Origin of the sequence: Pseudobutyrivibrio sp. 49 (assembly GCF_900100545.1) — a bacterium.
Taxonomy (GTDB): domain Bacteria; phylum Bacillota; class Clostridia; order Lachnospirales; family Lachnospiraceae; genus Pseudobutyrivibrio.
In genome coordinates, this window is record NZ_FNDP01000001.1 from 402,121 (window position 1) to 425,895 (window position 23,775).

At 38.1% G+C, this 23,775-nt stretch carries 24 protein-coding genes and 1 other annotated feature; of the genes, 20 read left to right on the forward strand and 4 right to left on the reverse strand.

Going from position 1 to position 23,775, the window contains the following annotated elements; all coding sequences use genetic code 11:
• Positions 1 to 54 precede the first annotated feature (54 nt).
• The 20 genes from BLP54_RS01740 (at position 55) to BLP54_RS01835 (ending at position 19,310) form a co-directional block, all read left to right on the forward strand.
• Positions 55 to 621: a ComEA family DNA-binding protein gene (locus tag BLP54_RS01740; protein ID WP_090166146.1), complete on the forward strand. Its 567-nt coding sequence runs from the start codon at positions 55 to 57 to the stop codon at positions 619 to 621.
• Positions 622 to 637: 16 nt separating this feature from the next.
• Positions 638 to 1,336: a response regulator transcription factor gene (locus tag BLP54_RS01745; RefSeq protein WP_090166148.1), complete on the forward strand. Its 699-nt coding sequence runs from the start codon at positions 638 to 640 to the stop codon at positions 1,334 to 1,336.
• Positions 1,337 to 1,371: 35 nt separating this feature from the next.
• Complete coding sequence (locus BLP54_RS01750; RefSeq protein ID WP_090166152.1) at positions 1,372 to 2,808, forward strand: sensor histidine kinase; 1,437 nt, start codon at positions 1,372 to 1,374, stop codon at positions 2,806 to 2,808.
• Positions 2,808 to 3,821 (forward strand): GerMN domain-containing protein, encoded by a 1,014-nt coding sequence (locus tag BLP54_RS01755; RefSeq protein ID WP_090166155.1) that lies wholly within the window; start codon positions 2,808 to 2,810, stop codon positions 3,819 to 3,821. The genes BLP54_RS01750 and BLP54_RS01755 overlap by 1 nt, the downstream gene beginning before the upstream one ends.
• A gap of 11 nt (positions 3,822 to 3,832) precedes the next feature.
• Complete coding sequence (locus BLP54_RS01760) at positions 3,833 to 6,130, forward strand: DNA internalization-related competence protein ComEC/Rec2 (protein ID WP_090166157.1); 2,298 nt, start codon at positions 3,833 to 3,835, stop codon at positions 6,128 to 6,130.
• A gap of 54 nt (positions 6,131 to 6,184) precedes the next feature.
• The gene (locus BLP54_RS01765) at positions 6,185 to 6,403 is read left to right on the forward strand and encodes a hypothetical protein (RefSeq protein WP_090166159.1); all 219 of its coding nucleotides are present in this window, start codon (positions 6,185 to 6,187) and stop codon (positions 6,401 to 6,403) included.
• Positions 6,404 to 6,452: 49 nt separating this feature from the next.
• Positions 6,453 to 7,097: a peptidoglycan recognition protein family protein gene (locus BLP54_RS01770; protein WP_242870604.1), complete on the forward strand. Its 645-nt coding sequence runs from the start codon at positions 6,453 to 6,455 to the stop codon at positions 7,095 to 7,097.
• 93 nt (positions 7,098 to 7,190) lie between these two features.
• Positions 7,191 to 7,649, forward strand: a complete 459-nt coding sequence (locus BLP54_RS01775; RefSeq protein ID WP_090166161.1) for an NUDIX hydrolase — start codon at positions 7,191 to 7,193, stop codon at positions 7,647 to 7,649.
• A gap of 3 nt (positions 7,650 to 7,652) precedes the next feature.
• The gene (locus BLP54_RS01780; RefSeq protein WP_090166163.1) at positions 7,653 to 8,714 is read left to right on the forward strand and encodes a hypothetical protein; all 1,062 of its coding nucleotides are present in this window, start codon (positions 7,653 to 7,655) and stop codon (positions 8,712 to 8,714) included.
• A 38-nt stretch (positions 8,715 to 8,752) separates the two neighbouring features.
• Positions 8,753 to 8,960: a binding site (T-box leader), on the forward strand.
• Positions 8,961 to 9,058: 98 nt separating this feature from the next.
• Positions 9,059 to 10,825, forward strand: coding sequence for a threonine--tRNA ligase (gene thrS / locus BLP54_RS01785; protein ID WP_090166165.1), 1,767 nt, complete (start codon positions 9,059 to 9,061; stop codon positions 10,823 to 10,825).
• A gap of 2 nt (positions 10,826 to 10,827) precedes the next feature.
• On the forward strand, positions 10,828 to 11,718 hold the full coding sequence (locus tag BLP54_RS01790; RefSeq protein WP_090166167.1) for a radical SAM protein: 891 nt from the start codon (positions 10,828 to 10,830) through the stop codon (positions 11,716 to 11,718).
• A gap of 15 nt (positions 11,719 to 11,733) precedes the next feature.
• Positions 11,734 to 12,705: an SGNH/GDSL hydrolase family protein gene (locus BLP54_RS01795; protein ID WP_090166168.1), complete on the forward strand. Its 972-nt coding sequence runs from the start codon at positions 11,734 to 11,736 to the stop codon at positions 12,703 to 12,705.
• Positions 12,706 to 12,781: 76 nt separating this feature from the next.
• Positions 12,782 to 13,483 carry a gamma-glutamyl-gamma-aminobutyrate hydrolase family protein gene (locus BLP54_RS01800; protein WP_090166170.1) on the forward strand — a complete coding sequence of 234 codons (702 nt, stop codon included), beginning with the start codon at positions 12,782 to 12,784 and terminating at the stop codon, positions 13,481 to 13,483.
• An 18-nt stretch (positions 13,484 to 13,501) separates the two neighbouring features.
• Positions 13,502 to 14,296 (forward strand): transporter substrate-binding domain-containing protein, encoded by a 795-nt coding sequence (locus BLP54_RS01805; protein ID WP_090166172.1) that lies wholly within the window; start codon positions 13,502 to 13,504, stop codon positions 14,294 to 14,296.
• A gap of 66 nt (positions 14,297 to 14,362) precedes the next feature.
• A complete protein-coding gene (locus BLP54_RS01810) occupies positions 14,363 to 15,034 on the forward strand; it encodes an amino acid ABC transporter permease (RefSeq protein ID WP_090166174.1) in 672 nt (223 codons plus the stop codon).
• The gene (locus BLP54_RS01815; RefSeq protein WP_090166176.1) at positions 15,024 to 15,767 is read left to right on the forward strand and encodes an amino acid ABC transporter ATP-binding protein; all 744 of its coding nucleotides are present in this window, start codon (positions 15,024 to 15,026) and stop codon (positions 15,765 to 15,767) included. The genes BLP54_RS01810 and BLP54_RS01815 overlap by 11 nt, the downstream gene beginning before the upstream one ends.
• A gap of 18 nt (positions 15,768 to 15,785) precedes the next feature.
• Positions 15,786 to 16,373 (forward strand): cytidylate kinase-like family protein, encoded by a 588-nt coding sequence (locus BLP54_RS01820; RefSeq protein ID WP_090166178.1) that lies wholly within the window; start codon positions 15,786 to 15,788, stop codon positions 16,371 to 16,373.
• 43 nt (positions 16,374 to 16,416) lie between these two features.
• On the forward strand, positions 16,417 to 17,397 hold the full coding sequence (holA, locus tag BLP54_RS01825; protein WP_090166181.1) for a DNA polymerase III subunit delta: 981 nt from the start codon (positions 16,417 to 16,419) through the stop codon (positions 17,395 to 17,397).
• Positions 17,398 to 17,684: 287 nt separating this feature from the next.
• A complete protein-coding gene (locus BLP54_RS01830; RefSeq protein ID WP_090166183.1) occupies positions 17,685 to 18,482 on the forward strand; it encodes a PilZ domain-containing protein in 798 nt (265 codons plus the stop codon).
• A 63-nt stretch (positions 18,483 to 18,545) separates the two neighbouring features.
• The gene (locus BLP54_RS01835) at positions 18,546 to 19,310 is read left to right on the forward strand and encodes a hypothetical protein (protein WP_090166184.1); all 765 of its coding nucleotides are present in this window, start codon (positions 18,546 to 18,548) and stop codon (positions 19,308 to 19,310) included.
• A gap of 8 nt (positions 19,311 to 19,318) precedes the next feature.
• Here BLP54_RS01835 and BLP54_RS01840 read toward each other — a convergent pair whose 3' ends face one another.
• From BLP54_RS01840 to lepA, 4 genes are all read right to left on the reverse strand, one after another.
• The gene (locus BLP54_RS01840) at positions 19,319 to 20,266 is read right to left on the reverse strand and encodes a tRNA dihydrouridine synthase (RefSeq protein WP_090166187.1); all 948 of its coding nucleotides are present in this window, start codon (positions 20,264 to 20,266) and stop codon (positions 19,319 to 19,321) included.
• A 67-nt stretch (positions 20,267 to 20,333) separates the two neighbouring features.
• Positions 20,334 to 20,597 carry a 30S ribosomal protein S20 gene (gene rpsT / locus BLP54_RS01845; RefSeq protein WP_072914510.1) on the reverse strand — a complete coding sequence of 88 codons (264 nt, stop codon included), beginning with the start codon at positions 20,595 to 20,597 and terminating at the stop codon, positions 20,334 to 20,336.
• 130 nt (positions 20,598 to 20,727) lie between these two features.
• Positions 20,728 to 21,930, reverse strand: a complete 1,203-nt coding sequence (gene hemW / locus BLP54_RS01850) for a radical SAM family heme chaperone HemW (protein WP_090166189.1) — start codon at positions 21,928 to 21,930, stop codon at positions 20,728 to 20,730.
• 1 nt (position 21,931) lies between these two features.
• Positions 21,932 to 23,737: a translation elongation factor 4 gene (lepA, locus tag BLP54_RS01855; RefSeq protein ID WP_090166191.1), complete on the reverse strand. Its 1,806-nt coding sequence runs from the start codon at positions 23,735 to 23,737 to the stop codon at positions 21,932 to 21,934.
• Between the last annotated feature and the right edge of the window lie 38 nt (positions 23,738 to 23,775).

The window sequence follows — 23,775 nt, forward strand, 5'->3', positions numbered from 1 at the left end:
AAGTGATACTGACATTTCCTATGTAAAATTTTTTTATTTTAGATAGGAGATTGCATGAAAAAATATATATTTCTTGTGCTTTGTAGCCTTTTGATGTTCACTGGCTGCGGGCACGAATCATATTTTCAATCCACAGAATTGGTGGAAAATACAGAGGAACAGGATGAGATATCCAATGATATTCCAGAGGTTGTTTCTCAGATTATTTGTGTTCAGGTTGCTGGCGCAGTTGTAAAGCCAGGAGTCTATGAATTACCATCCAATTCCAGGGTCTATGCGGCAATAGATGCTGCAGGTGGTTTGTTGGATTCGGCAGACGATTCTGATATTAATCAAGCTTCGCTTCTTGAGGACGGGCAGAAGATATATGTCTATTCTAAAGAAGAAAGGGCAGAGCTTTTATTATCGGAAGAGGAATCTGATGACGATGGACTAATCAATTTGAATACTGCCACAGAAGCAGAGCTTATGACACTTCCGGGCATCGGACAGTCAAAGGCATCTCAGATAATTTCTTATAGAAATGCAAATGGTAATTTTGCTTCTATAGAAGACATTAAGAATGTATCTGGGATAGGTGATGGTATTTTCAAACAAATTAATTCACTAATAAAAATTTAGTAAATCGAGGATAATTATGGCTAAGAAAGTATTGGTTGTAGACGACGAGAAGCTTATTGTGAAAGGAATCAGATTTTCATTGGAGCAGGACGGCATGGAAGTTGACTGCGCTTATGACGGACAGGAGGCGTTAGATCTTGCCACTGCAAATCATTACGATATGATTCTGTTGGATGTTATGCTTCCAAAGCTCGACGGATTTGAAGTTTGTCAGAGCATCAGAGAATTTTCAACAGTGCCTATCGTTATGCTCACCGCAAAGGGTGATGACATGGACAAGATTCTTGGATTGGAGTATGGCGCTGACGACTATATTACAAAGCCATTTAACATTCTTGAGGTTAAGGCAAGAATTAAGGCCATTATGCGTAGAGCATCTCTTGGTATGGCAGCATCAGCTGAGCATAAGAATGAAGAGAATATTATCGAAAATGGTGATTTAGTTCTCGATAAGAGCAATAGAAGACTTACTATTCTTGGAGAAGAGTACAATCTTACTTCAAAGGAATTTGATATGCTGTTACTCTTAGTGACAAATCCTAAAAAGGTATTTTCACGTGAGGATTTATTACATACGATTTGGGGTACAGATTATCCTGGCGATGAGCGTACAGTTGATGTACATGTTCGTAGACTTAGAGAGAAAATCGAACCAAATCCAAAGGAGCCTAAGTACGTTCGTACTAAATGGGGAGTAGGCTACTATTATCAGTAAATCCTTAGGATTATCTTATAAAGAGAGTTTTATTAATGAAAAATAAATTTAGCTTTTCTGCTTTTCATAGTTTAGGATTTAAAATTGCACTTATAATATTGTTAATAGGCATCATTCCATTTTTGGTTTGTGTGCCTATTTCATTGAGGGCATATAAATCAGTCTCTATTCATACTGATGCCACAAATCTTATGGCCCAGGCTGCTCAGTACAATAGCCAGTTAGTTACAAGTGGATATATTCTCGGAGAAGAAAATACCGAGCTAGACACTGAACTAAAGGCTATTGCCGACAGCTACAATGGTCGAATTCTTATTGTTAATTCAGCATTAAAGGTAGTTAAAGATTCATATTCCGTAGATATTGGTAAGACCGTTATTTGGGAAAATATCATTCATTCTATGCAGGGAGATTCTCTGTATTATTATGACGAAGATACAAAATATCTTATCGTATCAGTTCCATTATCAAATTCAGATAATGAGATAGTGGGTACATTGGTTATTAATAAATCAATGGATTATATTGATACAAATTTGGATAATTATGTTTCCTATGCTCTTATTGGCTCCGTAATAATTGTTTCTCTATCGATAATTATTGCTGTTGTATCAGCGATTTATTTTTCGCGTCCAATGACAAAGCTTTCTGATTCTTTGGATGCCATTATTCGTGAGTATTCAAATGAGCTTCCAGATAATAAGTCCTTCCTTGAGCTTGAGATTATTTCTGAGAAGTTTAATGAAGTATTTAAGAAGCTTCAGGCTATCGACCAGTCTCGACAGGAATTTGTATCGAACGTGTCTCATGAGCTTAAAACTCCACTTACTTCTATGAAGGTTTTAGCGGATTCTCTTAATGGTTCTGAGGATGTTCCTATTGAGATGTATAGAGAATTCATGGTTGATATAGGCGACGAAATCGATCGAGAGACTAAGATTATTAATGATTTGCTTAGTCTTGTTCGTATGGATAAAAGTGGTGCTCAGCTTAATGTTTCAGCATTAAATATTAATGAGCTTATTGAGCATATTCTTAAGCGCCTTAAACCTATTGCTGAAAAGGCAGGAATCGAAGTAGTATTTGAATCCTTCAGACCTGTTGTTGCCGAGGTGGATGAGGTTAAGTTTACTCTTGTGGTTACTAATCTTGTTGAGAATGCAATTAAGTACAATGACGAGGGTGGCTGGGTTCATATTTCCTTGAATTCGGATCATCAATTCTTCTATATTAAGGTAGAAGATAATGGACTTGGAATTCCTGAGGATTCTGTAGATCATATCTTCGAGAGATTTTACAGAGCTGACAAATCTCATTCAAGGGAGATTGGTGGAACGGGCCTTGGCCTGGCTATCACAAAGAGCGCCATTGCTATGCATAATGGCGAGGTAAAGGTGCGCTCAAAGCTTGGTGAAGGTTCTACCTTTGATGTGCGTATCCCTCTGAATTACATTGAAAAGGAGGTGCGCTAATGAATAAGATGAAGAGACTCTTAGGATTCATACTTGTTTGTTCATTGATGCTTTCCTTGATTGGATGTAGCAAAGGCTCTGGAGAATATGATTCTAAGATTTACTACGTAAATACGGATAAGACCAGCATTACAGCTGTGGATTACGATATTAAGGCGACAGATACCGAGCATCAGATAGCTGAAGTTATAGAGATGCTTGGAAAGGATACTGAAGAAATAGGATATATTACAACCATCCCTTCAGGTCTTGATTTGAAACGCTGGGAACTCAACGATGGTACCTTAGAACTCTATTTTGTAGGTGATTATGATTCGTTGGATATGTATACTGAGGTTTTGGTTAGGGCAGCTATTGTAAAATCACTGGTACAGATAAAAAAGGTTAAATCTGTTTCTTTTTACATTAACAATTCGCCATTGGTAGATTCCAGCGGTGAAGCTGTTGGAGCAATGACGGCAGATACCTTTATAGAAGATTTTGGAGAGGAAACTGATTCACTGTTATCCACAACCCTTACCTTGTATTTTGCAAGTGCAGATGGAATGTCTGTTGTTGCAGAGAACAGACAGGTGTATTACAGCCGTAATGTTTCCATCGAGAAGCTTGTTATGGAACAGCTTTTAAAGGGACCTGATGACAATAGACTTTTATCTGCATTGCCAACGGGCACAAAGCTTAATTCTATCTCGGTATCAGAGGATGGTGTTTGTATTGCCAATTTCGATGCCACTTTAGAGACTGCAATTGCTGGCGTTACTGAGAATGTTACTCTATATTCAATAGTTAATTCTCTTACTGAATTGGATAGTATCAAGCAGGTTCAGATTTTGGTAAATGGTGAAACACCTCGTTTATCTAATGTGGATGTTGATTTGTCTGGCGCAGTACCTAGAAACGATACGATTATTAATTTTACTTCTTTAGATGAAGAAGATACTTACATAGAAGAAGATGAGTATTACTCTGAGGACGAGGATGTCCCTGAAGAAGAGGATACTACACAGGAATAACAGGAGGTTATATGTTACAAGGTCGTGTGCTTTGTAAGATTTCCTTGTTGATTATTCTTATTATTTCAATTAGTGCATATGCCCCCTGGGATTTTATGGGGGTATATGATAAGGCTGAGGCTGCTGCTCATATAGAAGAAGGGCAGCAGATCAAGGCCGAAGGATATATATATCACAAGGAAGTTAAAAAGGACAAAGTTCTTTATTATGTAAAAAACGCTTCTGCAACCACTGGAAGCGAATCACTTTCAAAAACATCTTTTATTTTCAAATTAGAATCGGACATAATTCCCAATTATTCAAAACTTAATATTGTTGGTAAGATGAAGCATTTTTCAGTTGCAACAAATGATGGCATCTTTGATATGAAGAATTACTATAATTCGCTGGGGCTTTATTTTGAAATCACGGATATAGATTTTTATGATTATCAATGCGGATTATTTGTTGGTAATGATTATGCTTATAGATTTAGACAGCATATCTCATCGGTATACGAACAGTCCCTTCCTGGCGAAGAAGCAGGTTTTTTATCCAGCGTGGTTATTGGTGAAAAGAGCGGATTGAATACGGATTTAAAATCTCTTTTTCAGGATGTTGGTATAGCTCATATTTTGGCAGTTTCAGGTCTACATGTTTCTGTAATTTGCATGGCGTTATATAAGTTTCTTAGAAGGAGAGGTTTTGGATTCCTTGCTTGCGGATTATCAGCCGGAGCAATTGCTGTGTTGTATGGATTTATTACTGGCGGAAGTGTATCTTCTATCAGAGCTATTGGAATGTTTCTTGTTTATCTTATGGCTCAGATAACTGGAGAATGCTACGACATGCCAACAGCGATGGCTGTTATGGCTGACTTTTTGATAATTGAAAATCCTTTATATATCAAGAATGGAAGTTTTATTTTTTCCTTTGGAGCAATCCTTTCAATTTATTATTTTGTTTTGCCGTTGAATAACGCATTTACGAATTATTATGTTTATCAAAGAAAGTCAAAAAAGTCACATGAAAAGTTTTATGAGGGACGGTCTCTGCTACAAAAGGCGATTATGTATGTTCTCAATAGTCTGGTATTTTCCTTTGGAATGTTTGTTGCAATGTTGCCTCTTGTTACACAGCTATATAATCAGACACCTTTATATTCAGTATTTTTGAATTTACTGGTACTACCATTAATGCCATTGTTGTTAGGAACTGGTATTATAGCAGGTTTTGTGGGACTACTATTTATGCCAGCTGCTAAAGTACTTTTATTTGCTTGTCATTTCATAATTTATTTTTATGAGTGTATTTCTGATTTTGCCCAGGGATTGCCATTTTCAAATGTGGTGGTTGGAACTAAGAGTATATGTTTTGTTGCGGCATATTATATGGCGCTATTATTTATTGTTTATGGTTTGGATATCTGTTTAAAAGTTTCTGGATCCAAAAGTCATAAATTTCGTGGGAAAAGGTTCTTGCTCAAAAGTTCTTTGCTTATTTTGCTTGCCTTTTTATGGCTGGCACCTATGCGTGGCTCTTTCGAAATTGATATTCTTGATGTTGGACAGGGAGATGGAATCTACATTAATTCAGGAGATGGAGTTCGATTTTTTATCGATGGAGGTAGTACTTCGACCGAGGAAATTGGTCAGTACACACTTTTACCGTTTTTGAAATATAAAGGAGCTGGTTCAATTGATTATTGGTTTGTATCTCATATGGATGAAGACCATGTTTCAGGAGTGATTGTATTACTAGAACAGGGATACAGAATAGATAATATTGTGTTGTCGGCAGAGATTCCTGAGGGAGAGACTTTGAAGCAGCTACTGACATTGGCTGAGCTTAATAGGACAAACATAATCTATATGAAGCAGGGGGACGTCTGTGGAAGCAAACACCTGTCATTCACCTGCGTTTATCCATATGAGGGAATGGTTTCTGATGATGTAAACGCTTTATCATTGTGTTTGCTTATGAATTATGACAGGAATTTAGATGGTCACTATGAATATAATGCTTTCTTTGGTGGTGATATAGCTGCTGAGCAGGAGCAGGCAATTGCTGACGCAGGTCTTGTTGGACATGTTAATTTCTTGAAAGTTAGCCATCATGGTAGTCGCTTTAGCTCGGATTCTTCATTTTTAAAAGTGCTATCACCAGATGTAGCTGTTATCAGCTGTGCAAAAGTAAATCGCTATGGCCATCCTTCTGCTGAAGCGATAGAGCGTCTGGAGGCCGCGGCAGGGCATATCTATTATACGATGAATTCTGGACGCGTTAGGGTGGATAAAGCAGGGGTGGATGAATATATCTCTGAGAAATAAATGATTTGTTCCATGTTTGAAATATAAGCTTTAGCAGGATTTCCTGCCTTTACCATGAAAAAGGACATAGACAGGAATAGAAAAACATTCTATTGGGAACATTTTGGACTGGCTTCTGATAAGGATTATTCAGAAACAAATTTGGAAAAGCTATTAAGATATGAAAAGTCAGGGCTTGTTTTAGGAGATAATTTAATAGTTTCTTTTGAATCGGCTGGAATCAGCTTTGATGTTAAATTGATTGAAGAGAAAATCAAGACTTATCTTTTATAATGTATTAGAATACTATAGTGTGTAAACTGGTTGAAAAGAGGCGAGAATAATGGGCTCAAGAAAGATGAGCAAAGGAAGAGAAAACAGACGAAAAGAAAGAAGAATTAAAAGGCGTAAAAGATTATTTACCCTTATTATGGAATTGTTGATTCTTGGCGGATTAGTATTCGGAGGATATAAATACTTTTTTCATAGAGACAGGCTTGAGATAGCCGAGAATATTCAACTTCCAGATTGGATTGATGTGCAGTACATAGATGAGGGGAATCCATCGCGAACAGGACTTAGGTTAGATGGAATCAATAATATAGTAATTCATTATGTGGGAAATCCAGGAACAACCGCACAGCAGAATAGAGATTTTTATAATCACGAGGATTCGGATGTTTGCTCACATTTTGTGGTGGGGATAGATGGTGAGATAATCAACTGTGTTCCACTTTATGAGCGTTCTTCAGCAAGTAATCATCGAAACCATGACACTATTTCTATAGAGGTTTGTCATCCTGATGAATCAGGAAAGTTTACTGAGGCTTCCTATGATTCTCTGATTAAATTAACAGACTGGCTTCTAAAGGAGTTTGGTATGAAGCCTGAGGACGTGATAAGACACTATGATGTTACAGGAAAAGAGTGTCCTATATATTATGTGAAAAATCCTGATGCATGGGAGCAGTTTCTTGCTGATTTATAAGAAAGATTAAGATGACAAGATGGTAAAAGCATCACTATTGTATTAGAATACTTTAGTGATGTTTTTTAATAAAAAAAGTTGAAAGGACTATAAATGACACTTACAACTCTTTGCTATTTAATTAAAGATAACAAGTACCTAATGCTTCATCGCACCAAGAAGGAGCATGATATTAATTCTGGAAAATATATTGGTGTGGGAGGCCATATCGAAGAAGGAGAATCTCCACTTGATTGCATCAAAAGAGAAGTAAAAGAGGAGACCGGTCTTACACTTAACAGTGCAAAAATGCGAGGTCATATTACCTTTGTTATGGGAGATGAGACTGAGTATGCACACCTATTTACCAGTGATGACTTCACAGGCACCATTACAGATTCCTGTGATGAGGGAGAACTTACCTGGGTAGATATTGATAAGGTGATGGATTTAAATCTCTGGGAGGGAGATAGAACATTCCTAAAACTATTAAATGATAGACAAGATTATTTTTCATTAAAGCTAGTTTATGATAAAGAAGACAATTTGATAGAGACAGTAATGGAGGAATGATAAATGAAAAAGAGACGTAGAAGACAAAGAAGAGCAATTTCTATTGCGGTTATCGTAATTGCGATAATAATGATTATTGGCTTTGCTGGATATGTATTCTTACAAAAGAATAATAATCAGGAAGAGACAACAGGGATTAATACTCCAGCAGCTTCAACGACAGAGACGAAAAAATCTGACGAAGCTGGGCCAGCAAAAGAAACATCAGATAATAACTATGAAAACCTCATAAACGGCACAGGTAAACTTAGCTTTGATTACTACAAAAAGAACGTATATCTCGACAACGAATACCAGTCTTATCAGGACGAGTTTGTTAGTAAGCTTTCAAAGGATGATTACACAATCTCTGAGCTTGTAGAAGATATGAACGCAATCTTCAGCAACCCTGATAATTACTATGCCGAAGGAAAAGTTGAATCAGTAGAATACGCTTATCTTGATTGCGGAAATGATGGAAATAAGGAGATGGTTCTTAGATTCACTTGTCCAATAGTAGAGGAAGCTTCAAGCATCGAGTTTATTCTTAAGGAAATGGATGAAAAAATCCAGGTTGTGTACTCATATTGCAGCTGGTCAAGAAGCGAAACCTCAATTAATTATCAGGGCTTCATCAGTGGCGGAGGCAGCAATGGAGCCAGCAACCATGGTTATGATTGTGGAATAATAAAGGCTGACGGTTCTTATTCTTATGGATATTATGAGGAAGAGGAATACGATTTATCAATGCTGGCTTACAGATATGGTGTAGAAGATTTAGATCCCTCAAGCCTTTCTGGAAATATTGTAGTTTACTCGCTTCAGACCGAGAAAAGCACAGCAGATAAAATGGCTCCTATCGTATTTTCGTATTTAGTATATGATGACAACTATAATGAAATTACAGACATTCCGAATCTATACACAGATAGTGACTATCAGAGACTTATAGATACTATACCTGATGCTCAGTTTATTCCTTATGATGAATTCCAGTCAAAGATTAATGCCAAGCTTGATTCAATTGGAGCGACCCAGGCAGTTATCGGTAGCAACCAGCTTCAATATAATAAAATCAACCTTTAATCTTGTGGAATTACTATATTTGTGGTAGGATATAGCACAGAAAAGCGATGACAGAAACAGTAGTATTTGCGGAAGCTAAGAGAGAGGACGCCTAGGCTGGAAGCGTCTAGTGGAAGCTTATATGAACACCATTCTCGAGCTGAGCGCGAAAGCATTTGCGTAAGCGTCTCCGGGTAGTTCCGTTAAAGACAAAATGAGTGAAACACTAAGGTGGAACCGTGTGAAATGTATATTCGCACCCTTAGGATTGGTTAGATGCCAGTTCTATGGGTGCTTTTTTGTTTTACACCCTTAGTACCAGTAGTTATTTACATTTTTCATTCATTAGTAAAAGGAGAAAAACAATGGTTAATTTCAAAGAAGATGAGTCATTAAATACTCTAAATCACTCATGTGCTCACATGATGGCACAGGCTGTAAAACATCTTTATCCAAACGCTAAGTTTTGGGTTGGTCCGGTAGTAGAGGAAGGCTTCTATTACGATATGGATCTTGGCGATGTTATGCTTACAGATGAGGACGTTGCTAAAATCGAAAAGGAAATGAAGAAGGTAGCAAAGTCTGGTTGCAAGATATACAGAAGAGAAATCTCTAAGGCTGAGGCTCTTGAGATGTTTAAGGATGACCCATACAAGATTGACTTAATTAATAACATGGATGAGGACACTCAGACAATTTCTTGCTACGATCAGGGCGATTTCACTGATCTTTGCCGTGGACCTCACGTAGATAATGTTAAGCTTTGCCGTTACTTCAAGCTTATTAAGCACTCTGGTGCTTACTGGAAGGGTGATGCCGAGAATCAGGTTCTTAACCGTGTTTACGGTGTTTGCTTCCCAACACAGGAGCAGCTTGATGAGCACCTTGCACTTCTTGAGGAGGCTAAGGAGCGTGATCACAGAAAGATTGGTAAGGATATGCAGCTTTTCATGGCTGATGATTTAATCGGTCGTGGACTTCCAATGTACCTTCCAAACGGTTACACAATCTGGACAGAGCTTGAGAATTACATCCGCAACAAGGAGCGCAAGCTTGGTTACCTTCACGTAATGACACCTTGCGTTGGTACAGTTCAGCTTTACCAGACATCTGGTCACTGGGATCACTACAAGGAGAATATGTTCCCTGCTATGGAAGTTGAGGGAGAGAACTTTGTTCTTCGTCCTATGAACTGCCCACACCACATGAGAATTTTTGCAAACCGTCCACATTCATACAAGGAGCTTCCTATCCGTATCGCTGAGATCGCTCATGATTTCCGTTTCGAGTCATCAGGAACTCTTAAGGGTATCGAGAGAGGACGTCACTTCTGCCAGAACGATTCACATATCTTCTGTACACAGGAGCAGATTAAGTCTGAGGTTAAGAGTGTATGCGACCTTATCTTCAGCACATACGAGGATTTCGGTATTACAGATTACAGATGCGTTCTTTCACTTCGTGACCCAGCAGATACAAAGAAGTATCACCAGGATGATGAGATGTGGAACACAGCAGAGCAGGCTCTTCGTGAGACTCTTCAGGAAATCGGTATTGAGTTCACAGAGGAGATTGGCGAGGCTGCATTCTACGGACCAAAGCTTGATGTTAACGTTAAGCCAGCTATCGGTAATGAGATTACACTTTCTACCTGCCAGCTTGATTTCTGCCTCCCAGCTAAGTTTGATCTTACTTACACAGATGCAGATTCTAACAAGCAGACACCAGTAGTAATTCACAGAGCTATCCTTGGCTCGCTTGATAGATTTATGGCATACATTCTTGAGGAGACAAAGGGTAACCTTCCTACATGGCTTGCTCCAACACAGGTTAAAGTTCTTCCTGTAAAGAACGATGATGAGGAGCTTAACGCATATGCACAGAAGCTTGTTGATGCACTTAACGATGCAGATGTACGTGTTGAGTTCGATACTCGTTCAGAGAAGCTTGGATACAAGATGCGTGAGGCTCAGATTCAGAAGGTTCCTTACCTTGCAGTTCTTGGTAAGAATGAGGAGGCTGAGGGTACTGTATCATACAGACTTCACGGAGAGCAGGGTACTACAACAGTTAAGTTTGATGAGTTTGTAGAGCTTATTGTAAATGAGATTAAGACAAAAGGTCGTAAATAACAATGAATAAGAAATGTACGCTTTGCCCTAGAAACTGTGGGGTAGACCGTGATGAAGCACTTGGTGTTTGTCAGGTTTCATCCACTGTAAAAGTGGCAAGAGCTGCCCTTCACTTTTGGGAGGAGCCATGCATTTCTGGTGAAAATGGTAGTGGAGCGGTATTCTTCAGTGGATGTCCGCTCCACTGTGTTTTTTGTCAGAATGAAGAGATTAGCCATGGCAAGGTAGGTAAGGAAATTACAACTGAAGAACTGGCGAATATTTACCTGGATTTACAAAGACAGGGTGCTAATAATATCAATCTTGTAACAGGAACTCACTACATTCCATCTATTGTGGAGTCGGTAAAAATTGCACGAGACAAGGGCTTGCAGATTCCAATAATTTACAATACTAGTGGCTATGAGACTGAAGAAAGTTTAAAGCTTCTGGATGGTATCGTAAATGCGTATCTACCTGATTTTAAATATTGGGACGATGTGTTGGCTTCTCAATATTCTCACGCAAAAGATTATCCTGATGTGGTAAAATCTGCTATAGTAGAAATGGTGAGACAGGTGGGAGAACCTAAGTTTAATGAAGATGGATTTATTCAGTCTGGAGTTATAGTAAGACAGCTTCTTCTTCCAGGTCACACTAAGGATTCTAAAGCTATACTTAAATATTTGTATGAAACCTATGGAAATCGTATATACGTTAGTTTGATGAGCCAGTATACGCCAATGCCTCATATAGCAGAAAAGTATCCTGAGCTTAATAGAAGAGTGACAAAACGAGAATACGAAGCTGTTGTGGATTATGCCTTAAATCTTGGAATAGAAAATGCATTTATCCAGGATAGAAAGGTTGCGAAGGAAAGCTTTATTCCTAAATTTGGTAATGAAATTATATAGTGAAGGTGGTAGGTGATGATTTTAATTAACAACATGATAACTAGAACTAAAAACAAAGTCTTAACTTATTCAGTACTTGCTTTATTACTAATATTATTTATTATGCCAACAGGCACGGTAAGAGCCGCTGAGCTAGGAGGCAGCACACAGGAAACAACCGCAAGTGAAGAAGTAGTGTTTGATGCAGCCTTTTATGCTACTCAGTATCCTGATGTAGTATCAATCATAGGAAATGATGAGCAGATGCTTTATTGGCATTATGTTAATTATGGCAAAGCAGAAGGAAGATTTCCAAACGCCCAAGAGGCCGCAAAAGCTGTAACTGCCACCGTGCCTTCGGCTGTACCAGTAGTAGGTACAGAGACTTTGGCGGATGGCGCTTATGACATTCTTGCTATCGGTAATTCCATTACAGTACACCCTATGTGCAGTTATTGGTGGGGACCATGGGGAATGGCAGCATCAAGCATTGATAAAGATTATATCCACAGATTGCAGAATGGCCTTATGGAAAAATATGGGACTGTTAACTTAGATATTGTTCCAGTTCAAAGTTGGGAAACAAGCTATTCTCGTTCAAAACAGCTAAAAAAATTCGATGAAAAGCTTGCAAAAAGCTACGATTTAGTAATCATTCAGCTGGGTGAGAATGTTAGCGATATGAGCACCTTCAAAAAGGATTTTAACAAGCTTGTAGATTATGTAAAAACATCTCAGCCTGATGCAAAAATAGTTGTAATAGGCGATTTCTGGTACAGAAGCGGAAGAGATGCTGCTAAGAAGGATGTGGCTATCAAGCAAGGTTGTGATTTTGTTGATTTATCTGAAATAAGAGGAGTTAAAAAATATCTTCCAGAAAAAGGCTCAAAGGTACTTGGTTACGACGGAAAGTATCATACTATTACAAAAGCCTCAGTTTTAAAGCATCCAAATGATTTGGGAATGGAATATATTTCAAATAAGATTTTACAAACCTTAGGGTTTTAGTGTATAATCACAGACAGTAAAGACGAAGGCGTCCGCTTTAGATAGCAGGCGTCTTTTTGCTTGTTTGGAGATGATAATGAGACCTATAATTGGATTGATACCATTATATGATGACGAAAAAGAAAGTCTTTGGATGTTGCCAGGTTATATGAAGGCTGTTGAGGCATGTGGAGGTGTTCCGGTAATGCTTCCACTTACTACTGATGAGCAGGAGCTGGAAGGGGTTTACAGGTTATGTAATGGAATACTTTTTACAGGTGGTCATGATGTGTCGCCATCTGAGTATGGTGCTTTAAAAACGGCTAAATGTGGGAAGTCCTGTGAGACTAGAGACTTTATGGAAGGCTATCTTTTGGATCGTTGTATTCAGGATGACAAACCGCTTCTTGGTATATGTAGAGGTATTCAGTTTATTAATGCTCATTTAGGTGGAACTTTGTATCAGGATTTGCCTAGTGAATATAATGAAATAATTTTACACCACATGGAGCCACCTTATGATAGAATAGTACATAAAGTTGACGTGTCAGAGTATACTAAACTTTCAGAAATAATTGGTGCAGGGACACATGGTGTGAATAGCTACCACCATCAGGCTATAAAAAGATTAGCTCCAATTTTGATACAGTCAGCTGTTTCAGAGGATGGATTAGTTGAAGCTATAGAAATTATTGGACATAGTTTTGGATTAGCAGTCCAGTGGCATCCAGAGTTTTCATATCATAATAATGAAGACAGTAAAAAGATTATTCAGGCATTTATTGATGCTTGTAAATAAATAAAAAGGAGAGTTTTTATGAAGAAAAGACTTATTAGTGGATTATTAACAGGAATTATGGCGTTGTCGCTAGTCGCTTGTGGAGGTGCATCAGAATCTGAATCAGCTTCTGAGAGTGCGGCAGGTTCTTCTGATAAGGTTTGGAAAATTGCAACAGACACATCTTTCAAGCCATTCGAGTACACAGATGATAATGGTGATTTCGTAGGAATCGATATGGATATCCTGGCTGCAGTTGCAGAGGATCAGGGCTTCAAATATGAGGTTCAGGTACTTGGTTGGGACGCTTCAATCGTAGCTTGTCAGGCAGGTCAGGCGGATGGCATGATTGCTGGAGCATCTATTACAGATGAGAGAAAGGAATCTGGATGGATTTTCTCTGATGGATATTATGATGCAAACCAGAGCATGGCTGTAGAAGCTTCTTCAGATATTAAGGGCTTTGAGGATTTATCTGGAAAGTCTGTAGCTGTAAAGACTGGTACAATGTCAGCAGCTTATGCTGAGAGTCTTGCAGGTGACTATGGTTTCACAGTTACTTACTTTGAGGATTCACCAACAATGTATCAGGCAGTTGTAGGTGGACAGGTTGTAGCTTGTTTTGATGATACCCCTATCATGGCTTCAAATATTAAGGACACAGGCATTGCTATGAAGATAGTAGATGGTACTGGAAATGATCCAGCAGCTTATGGCTTTGCTATTTTCAACTCAGACAATCAGGAGTTAGTTGATATGTTTAACGCTGGTCTTAAGAATATTAAGTCTAATGGAAAATACGATGAGATAATTGCCAAATATCTCGGAGAGTAGACTTTGATTATGGGTAGGGTTATAATAAACCCTGCCCATATTATTTTTATAGAAAGGTTAGTTTTTATGTTTAAAATTATTACAGTATACGGTCCTATGCTTTTGATTGCGTTGGGACGCACACTGCTTTTGGCATTACTTGGATTGTTTTTTGCCTGCATTATTGGAATGCTTTTTGGAATAATGGGAGTTGTGAAAAATAGAGTTTGCAATGTCATTTCGCAGATCTTTGTAGATGTAATTCGAGGGGTGCCGCTTATTGTTTTGGCATTTTTCATCTATTTTGGTATTCCATATTTCTTTAATACAATAATAGGTGGATTCTCAATGAATCTTACTGCACTTCAGGCAGGAACAGCTTGTCTTGCTCTTAATTGTGGTGCCTATATGGCAGAGATTATTAGAGCAGGTATTCAGTCAGTTGATATTGGTCAGATGGAGGCAGCTCGTTCTCTTGGTTTGACATATGGTCAGGCTATGAGAAAAGTAGTATTACCACAGGCTATTAGAACAATGATTCCTACTTTTATTAATCAGTTCATCATTACTCTTAAGGATACATCCATCCTTTCAGTAATTGGATTTCCAGAACTTGTTAATACGGCTAAAAATGTTCAGGCGAATACATTTATGTCTTTCCAAACATGGGCAATCGTTGGAATTATGTATTTGATTGTCATTACAATCCTTTCACGCAGTGCAAAGGTTGTTGAAAGGAGGTTAAGCGTTGGTAGATAAGAATGAAGTAAAAATCAGTGTTAAGAATTTAAAGAAGACTTTTGGAGATTTAGAGGTACTGAAGGATATCAGTACTGATGTATATAAAGGTGAGGTACTTTGTATTATTGGACCTTCAGGTTCAGGTAAGTCTACTTTTTTAAGATGTCTTAATAAGCTTGAAAAGCCTACAGGGGGCAGTATCATTATTAATAATGAGGATATCGTTGATAAAAAGGTAAATATCAATAAGGTTCGCGAGAATATTGGTATGGTATTCCAACATTTCAATCTTTTTAACAACCTTAACATTTTAGATAATCTTACCTTAGCGCCTGTACAGTTAAAGAAGTGTTCTAAGGAAGAAGCTCAGGAGCGCGCAAAGAAAATGCTTGCCAGAGTTGGCTTAGCAGAAAAGGCTGGCAGCTTCCCAAATCAGCTTTCAGGTGGTCAGAAGCAGCGTGTTGCTATTGCCAGAGCGCTTTGTATGCAGCCAGATATAATGCTTTTTGATGAGCCTACTTCAGCCCTCGATCCAGAAATGGTTGGCGAGGTTTTACAGGTAATGAAGGATTTGGCAGCCGAAGGAATGACAATGGTTATTGTTACACACGAGATGGGATTCGCCAGAGAAGTAGCTGATAGAGTCATTTTTATGGATGGTGGCTATATTATCGAGGAAGGTACTCCACAGGAGGTTCTTGGGGCACCTAAGGAAGCTAGAACAATAGATTTCTTGAATAAAGTATTATAAAAGGGATAAGAGAAGGGTATGAAAAATATAATTACAATTAGCCGTCAGTTTGGTGCTGGCGGAAGCACAATTGGTACGAGGGTGGCAGAGGAATTAGGCTACTACTATTGCGATAAAGATATGATTGTAAGAGCGGCTATAGAAAGTGGTAGTCTTACTCCAGACGAAGTTCGCTTTTACGATGAGAGAGTTCCTAAGCAATTTGGCTTTGGTCAGAGTCTATTTGATTTCTATAATAAGCCTCTTGATGAAAAGCTTTTCAGAGCCCAATCTGAAGCTATCAAAAAGGTTGCAGAAAAAGGCAATTGTGTTATTGTTGGTCGAAATGCAAATATCATATTAAAAGAATTTGATAGAACTCTTCATGTATTCATTTCTGCATCTGAGCACTTCAGAATTAACAGAATGATGGAAAAGATGCCAGAGATGCCAGAGGAAAAAGTAATAGAGCGAATTCATGCTGTTGATAAAGCTCGAAAAAAATATTGTAAGTATTATACTGATACAGAATTTGGTAATGCAGCATATTATGATTTATGCGTGAAAAGCTCCACCCTTGGAATTGATAATTGCGTCAAGTTGATATGCGACACTGCAAAAAATTAATGAATACTTTTATGTATATAAATAATAGGATATACTTTTATCTATGAGACGAATAGATGAAGACATTCAAAACGGACAATTTCAAAATTTATATTTGCTCTATGGCGAGGAGGAATATCTTAAGCTTCAGTACAAAAATAAACTGATTGCAGCTCTTGTTAATGAGGGTGATAACATGAATTTCTCCAAGTATACAGATACAGGTATTAATGTTAATCAGGTAATAGACCAAGCCGAGACTATGCCATTTTTTGCAGAGCATAGAGTGATTCTTATAGAGAATAGTGGCTTTGGTAAGAAGATGCCTGAGGAGCTTGGCAATTATCTTTCTACTATTCCAGATTTTACTGTTTTTATTTTTGTAGAGCCTACAGCTGACAAGCGAGGTAAGCTATATAAGGCTGCAAAGGCTGCAGGTCGAGACATAGAAATTAATATGCCAAATGAGACCGTGCTTGCCAAGTGGGTTGGAGGTATGCTAAAAGAATCAGGCAAACAGATGAAGAAGGATGCCTGGGAACAGTTTCGTGATATGACAGATAGCAGCATGGATAACATGAAACGTGAGATGGATAAGCTTATCTCTTATGTTGGTGACAATCCACAGATCACTGTCGAGGATGTTAGAGCTATCTGCATTCCACAGATTGAGACAAAGATCTTTGATATGATTAATTCCATTGCGGTTAAGGATTTACCTAAGACTATGGACTTATATCAGGATATGCTTTCAGCCAAAGAACCTCCAATGCGAATTCTCTATATGATAGTTCGTCAGTTTAGACAGCTGTCGGTTATTAGAGAATTAAAGGAATTGGGAGATAATACTGCTACTATATCTCGTAAAATAGGTATGCAGGATTATATTGTTCGTAAAAACGAAGCACTCATTAGGAATCTTGGATCCAAGGAAATTAAATGTCTTCTTAAAGATGCTGCTACCTTTGAGCAGCAGGTAAAGACTGGACTGTTGGATGAAAATCTGGCTGTAGAAATGATAATAATGAAATATGCAGGTAAATAGTAAAAGCTGAGGTTTTGAACCCTCAGCTTTTTTTATTTTATACAAGTTTTATCTTTTCCAGTCGTTTTTGCCTCGTAAAGAGCTGCATCCGCTCTTCAGAGATTTCTTTCTGTACCTCACTAAGACATATTGAGATTTTTTCGATGTTAGAAACTTCGTAGGTAAACTGTTTCATTACTTGTCCTCTGCACACAATTCGCACACTACTACTTGATATAATACTATAAAAGTATGAAAGCTTAGTGAATATTGGGATGTGATAAGATTCTATCTGCTATAATAAGGCTATGGCTGAGAAGAAAAAAACATTATCTATTTCAGAAGTTAATAAAGACACAACCCTGTCTGTTGTAGCTACACTTGATGGTAAAAAGCTGGAGCTACCGGTGGATTATGCAAAAGTTTCTCCGCAAGAGCTTGCTGAGATTAAAGAGCATTATGGTAACCTTGTTATTCCTCTGGAAGATGTGGTGAAACAATGGCAGGAGCAGTTGTTTGAGGTTTCTTTTAAGGGCCATTTGTCTAAGCTTGAGCTTTTGGCAATAAATACTGAGGGTGTGTATCATTGGGATAATATAAAGATATACAAGGTTAAACTGACTACAGGATTATCTGTAAATCTTCTTAAGGTAAAATTGCTTGAGGGAGAAAAGTTTAATAGAAGACGAGGTGTTAGAATTGCCTTGGACAAAAGTATGGATATTCAGCAAAATGGCGAGATTTTGAGAGTTATAGTTAGAGATCTTTCATACTGCGGTCTTGGCTTTATTGAGCCTGGCGAGTCAAAAGTAAAACTTGGAGTACCATTTATACTGTTTCTTATGGAAGATACAGATGATGGCGAAAAGCTTATTGGAAAATTTACAGGTAAGGTTATTAATCAAAGAGAGCTACCTGCTGGGGGAATTTTTAGTGGGTGTGTTCTTTCTGCTGATCATTCATCTTTCCTTCAGCGATATATTGCTATGAAGCAGATGGAGCAGCTTAGTGGCAAAAAAATGAATGCTACCATTCAGAAAAATGCTACTGGTGATAATTGGAAAAACAAGATTGTTGATTCTCTAGTGGAGAGCTTGGATGAGTGATGAAAAAAACAGCAACTTCATATTTCAGAGGTAAGACCAGAGGATAGCATTTCTGTTACAGCTATGATGGATGGTAAGAAGGTAGATATATCCTGCACTTATGCGCAGCTTACTGATGAGCAAACAGAATTTCTTAATGTTAATTATGGGAATCATTATTTACCGGTAGAGCTTATTACAATGGAGGTAAATGGCGAAGAAATTCCAGTGACTTTTCAAGGGCAGAATTCTGTGCTTCAGGTAGTTGTGGTAAATCCTGATGGTGTATTTAAGTTTGAAAATATACTTATACGAAAAACTACGTTACCAGGAGAAAAGACCTTTCATTTAATAAATGCTGTATCAACGATTGGTATACGTTTTAATAGAAGACGTGGTGTTAGAGTTAATGTTGATACACGTATGGAATTGGAACAGGGAGAGGAGAAGTTTATTATACTGGTTCGTGAAATATCTTATTGCGGATTTAGTTTTATTAATCTATCTCAAAATGATGTAGATACCAATCGACCATTTGTGCTTAATATGATAGAAAGAGATGGAGATAAATCCTTCTCTTATGGAAAATTTATAGGAAAGGTTCATAGAACTGAAGAAGTAAAGGGCGGGAGCACCATTTATGGTTGTGTCCTAGCTGATAAGCATGCTGATCAGCTTCAAAAATATGTTGCGATGAAGCAACTTGAATTTCTTACCGGAAAAAAGGCATTTGCAGAGGATATTCAAAAAACTTCTAATTCTGACAGATGGAGAGCTGAAGTTGCAGATGCTTTAGGTAATACCTTAATAGATAATGATGAAGATGGTACAACTGAAAATGTAAATTAGAAGAAGCCCTATTGAAATAGGGCTTCTGTTAATGTTTTGTATTCATTTAGATTGTTTGATTTTCTAATTTTCTTGATTGCTTTGGCATCATCTGGAAAGTTAGATTCCCAGTAGACTAAGAATTCTTTCATTCGGTGTAAAACAGGTTTTTCGCCAGAAAGAATTTCAATATATTGTGCGAGCAAATCATTATGGAATAATTTGAATTTATTAAGGTCCAAAGGTGTAGTCTCTTGGCCGTTTTTATAGGTGATAGCAAGCTCAGGATTGGATATAAGGCCTCTGCCAATCATAATTGCATTAATACCAGCATACTTTGAAAAAGTGTTTTCTATATCATCTTTTGTCTTGATTTCACCGTTAAATACTAAATGTGCTTTTGAATGTTCTAAGGCATATTCAAAGAACTCTGGATGAATAGGCTCTCTATAAAATTCCTTTTGTACACGAGGATGAATAGTAAGCTCTGAAATAGGATACTTGTTATAGATATCTAGTATTTCATAAAATTCCTCAGGTTCCAGTTTGCCTAATCGTGTTTTTATGGATATCTGCACATCATCTTTCAAACCTGCAAAAATATCATCAAGCATTTTATCAAGATCTTCAGGATAGTAGAGAAGACCGGAGCCTTTTTTCTTTGCTACAACAGTACCGGATGGGCATCCAAGGTTAAAGTTAATTTCTTTAAAGCCAAGCGCGGCTATTTCGTGAACAGCCCATAGAAAGTGCTCAGCATTGTTGGTTAAAAGCTGAGGAACAGTTGTATTAATATCATTTTTTTCTGGATCGATATCTTTGAACTCCCTGGTTGTGAATTTAAAAGTAGAGTTAGGGGATATAAAAGGAGTGTAGTACTTATCAATTCCGCCGTAGTATTTATTAAAGGTGTTTCTAAATATACTATCGGTGACGCCCTCGAGAGGAGCGAGGTATATATTTTTTTTATTATCCATAGTTACTCCTAAAAAATAAAGCACTGGTTGACGGGACCAGTGCTCTAATAAAAATTCTTATCTTAAATTAAGCAAGTGTGTTTACAAGCTTTGAAAGACGAGATACCTTACGGCTAACAGTGTTGTCATGATAAACACCCTTTGAACCAGCCATCTCGATAACCTTGATAGCAGCCTTAAGCTCTGACTCAGCAAGTGCCTTGTCCTTAGCCTCAACAGCAGCCTCAACACGCTTAACGTATGTCTTAACCTCTGATCTGATTGCCTTATTGCGCTCTGTTCTAACAGCTGTTACCTGAACACGCTTCTTAGCAGACTTAATATTTGCCATGTGTTGCTACACCTCCAATTTGTATAAAAATTAAATGTTCTAATTAAAATACGTTGTAGCCGGACACGGACAGTTCAACGCATACTCGAATATAATAGTGAATAAATGTCAGTTTGTCAATAGAATTTGGCTATTTATCTAATAAAAATTTTGATAAAACCTGATTACTTACATCAATACCAATATCTGTTAAATATAAACGACCTTCTTTGGCTTCCATAAAGCCTTGATTGCGAAGAGCAGTAATAATTGGGCCGTAAATTGCCTCGATATCTATGCCAAACATCTGGAAGAAATCAGAACGGGCAACACCGTCTATTTTGCGTAAGCCCAAAAACATAAATTCTTCCATGGCATCTTTCTTTGAAAGCTGTTCCTCTGAATCAAAATATGGAGAAGACAATTCTGCGGATGGAATAGTGCCATTCTCAATGGCTTCTGAAATCTCAACATATTTGTATATATCTCTAAGATTAGTAGTGCGTACATTATCAAAAAGAGAAGCAGAACCAAGACCTACACCAAGATAAGGAACTCTATCCCAGTATCCTACATTATGGCGACAAATCTTACCATTTCGCGCATAGTTAGAGATTTCGTAGCGTTTATATCCCTTATTCTCAAGATAGTCCATTGTAAACTTATATAGGCGGTATGCCTCCTCATCAGTAGGTAATTCTTCAGTCTCCATGCCAGCCTGTTGTTTAACAGCATCAAATCTGTATTTTTCGTAGAAGGGTGTACCCTTTTCTATGATGAGAGAGTAGGCTGATATATGTTCTGGACGAAGCATCGTAACTGCATTAAGAGTCTTTTCCAATTTGGCAACATTTTGATGAGGCAGGCCGGTCATAATATCAACGTTGACGTTATCAAATCCAGCTTTACGAACCAAATCAAATGTATGTAAGAATCGATTGTAATCGTGAATACGACCTAATTCCTTAAGTTCATCATCGTTTGCAGATTGAAGACCGATGCTTAGACGGTTGATACCTATTGAACGGTATACATTAAGCTTTTCTGCTGAAAGTGTACCGGGATTACATTCAACCGATATTTCTGCCAAAGGATCAATTTTGAAGCATTCCTTAACAGTGGTGATAATAGCATCCATCAAATCCTCTGAGAGCCATGATGGTGTGCCACCACCCACATAAATAGTGGAAATAATACAGTTTGGATGAGTGGCTGCAACGTATTTTATCTCAGTGCACAAAGCAGCGGTATAACGCCGCTGCATTTTTTCATCGAAAACCCCAGAAAGGAAATCGCAATATAAACATTTTTTTACGCAAAATGGTATATGTATGTACAGTTCGATAGGATTCATTTTAGTCCTCGTCAAGCTTAAGAACGCTCATGAAGGCTGCCTGTGGAATTTCTACATTGCCAACCTGACGCATTCTCTTTTTTCCTTCCTTCTGTTTTTCAAGAAGTTTTTTCTTTCGTGAAATATCGCCACCATAACACTTGGCAAGAACGTCCTTGCGCATAGCTTTAACTGTTTCACGAGCAATAACCTTTGAGCCAACAGCTGCCTGAATAGGGATCTCGAACAAGTGACGTGGAATTTCATCTTTAAGCTTTTCGCACATTTTTCTTCCTCGCTCGTAAGCTGTTCCCGAGAAGACGATGAAGGAAAGTGCATCAACTTCTTCTTTATTAATGAGGATATCAAGCTTAACAAGCTCAGATTTCTGATATCCCTTCATTTCGTAATCAAAGGAAGCATAACCACGTGAACGGCTCTTTAAAGCATCAAAGAAATCGTAGATGATTTCGTTAAGTGGAAGAGTATATTTGATAAGGGCACGTGTTTCCTCAATATACTCCATGCTTATGTACTGACCGCGGCGCTCCTGACAAAGATCCATAATAGCACCAATGAATTCGCTGGTAACCATGATTTCGGCATCAACCATAGGCTCTTCCATGTAATCAATCTCTGATGGATCTGGAAGATTGCTTGGGTTTGTAAGTTCAATCATGGTACCGTCAGTTTTATGTACTCGGTAAACTACTGATGGAGCAGTAGTAACAAGATCAAGATTATACTCACGCTCTAAACGTTCCTGAATGATTTCCAAATGAAGAAGACCAAGGAAACCACATCTAAATCCGAAGCCGAGAGCAATAGAAGTCTCAGGCTCAAACTGAAGTGCAGCATCGTTAAGTTGAAGCTTCTCAAGAGCATCTCTTAAGTCTGGATATTTTGCACCATCAGCTGGATACAATCCACAGTAAACCATAGGGTTAACTTTCTTATAGCCTGGAAGAGGCTCGGCTGCTGGACGATTAACGTGTGTGATAGTATCACCGACGCGAGTATCACGTACGTTTTTGATAGAAGCTGTCATGTAACCAACCATACCAGCAGGAAGCTCATCACAAGGAATGAACTGACCAGCGCCAAAGTAGCCAACTTCAACAACGTCGAATTCAGCATTTGTTGCCATCATGCGAACTTTATCGCCAACCTTAAGAGTACCTTCTTTAACTCGGCAGAATACGATAACACCCTTGTAAGGATCGTAAAGGGAGTCGAAGATAAGTGCCTGAAGAGGAGCTTTTACATCCCCATTAGGTGCTGGAAGCTGATGAACTATTGCTTCAAGTACATCGTGAATATTAAGACCTGTCTTAGCGGAAATCTGAGGAGCATCCTGAGCCTCAAGACCGATAATGTCCTCAATTTCTTCTATAACATGTTCTGGATCTGCAGATGGTAAGTCAATCTTATTGATAACAGGGATAACATCAAGGTCGTGATCTAATGCAAGATAAACATTTGCAAGAGTCTGAGCCTCGATACCCTGAGCTGCATCTACAACAAGAATAGCCCCATCGCAAGCTGCAAGGGAGCGGGAAACTTCATAATTAAAATCTACGTGACCTGGAGTGTCGATAAGATTAAAGATATACTCCTGACCATCATCGGCTTTGTAAATAATACGGACGGCCTGAGACTTGATTGTGATTCCACGCTCACGCTCAAGGTCCATATTATCAAGAACCTGTGCCTGCATCTCTCTGTCGGTAAGAGTTCCAGTCATCTGTATGATACGATCAGCAAGAGTAGACTTGCCGTGATCGATATGTGCTACAATACAAAAATTTCTAATTTTACTCTGATCCATAAATTCCTCTTCTTATTTAATATTCTTAGCTTTGACTA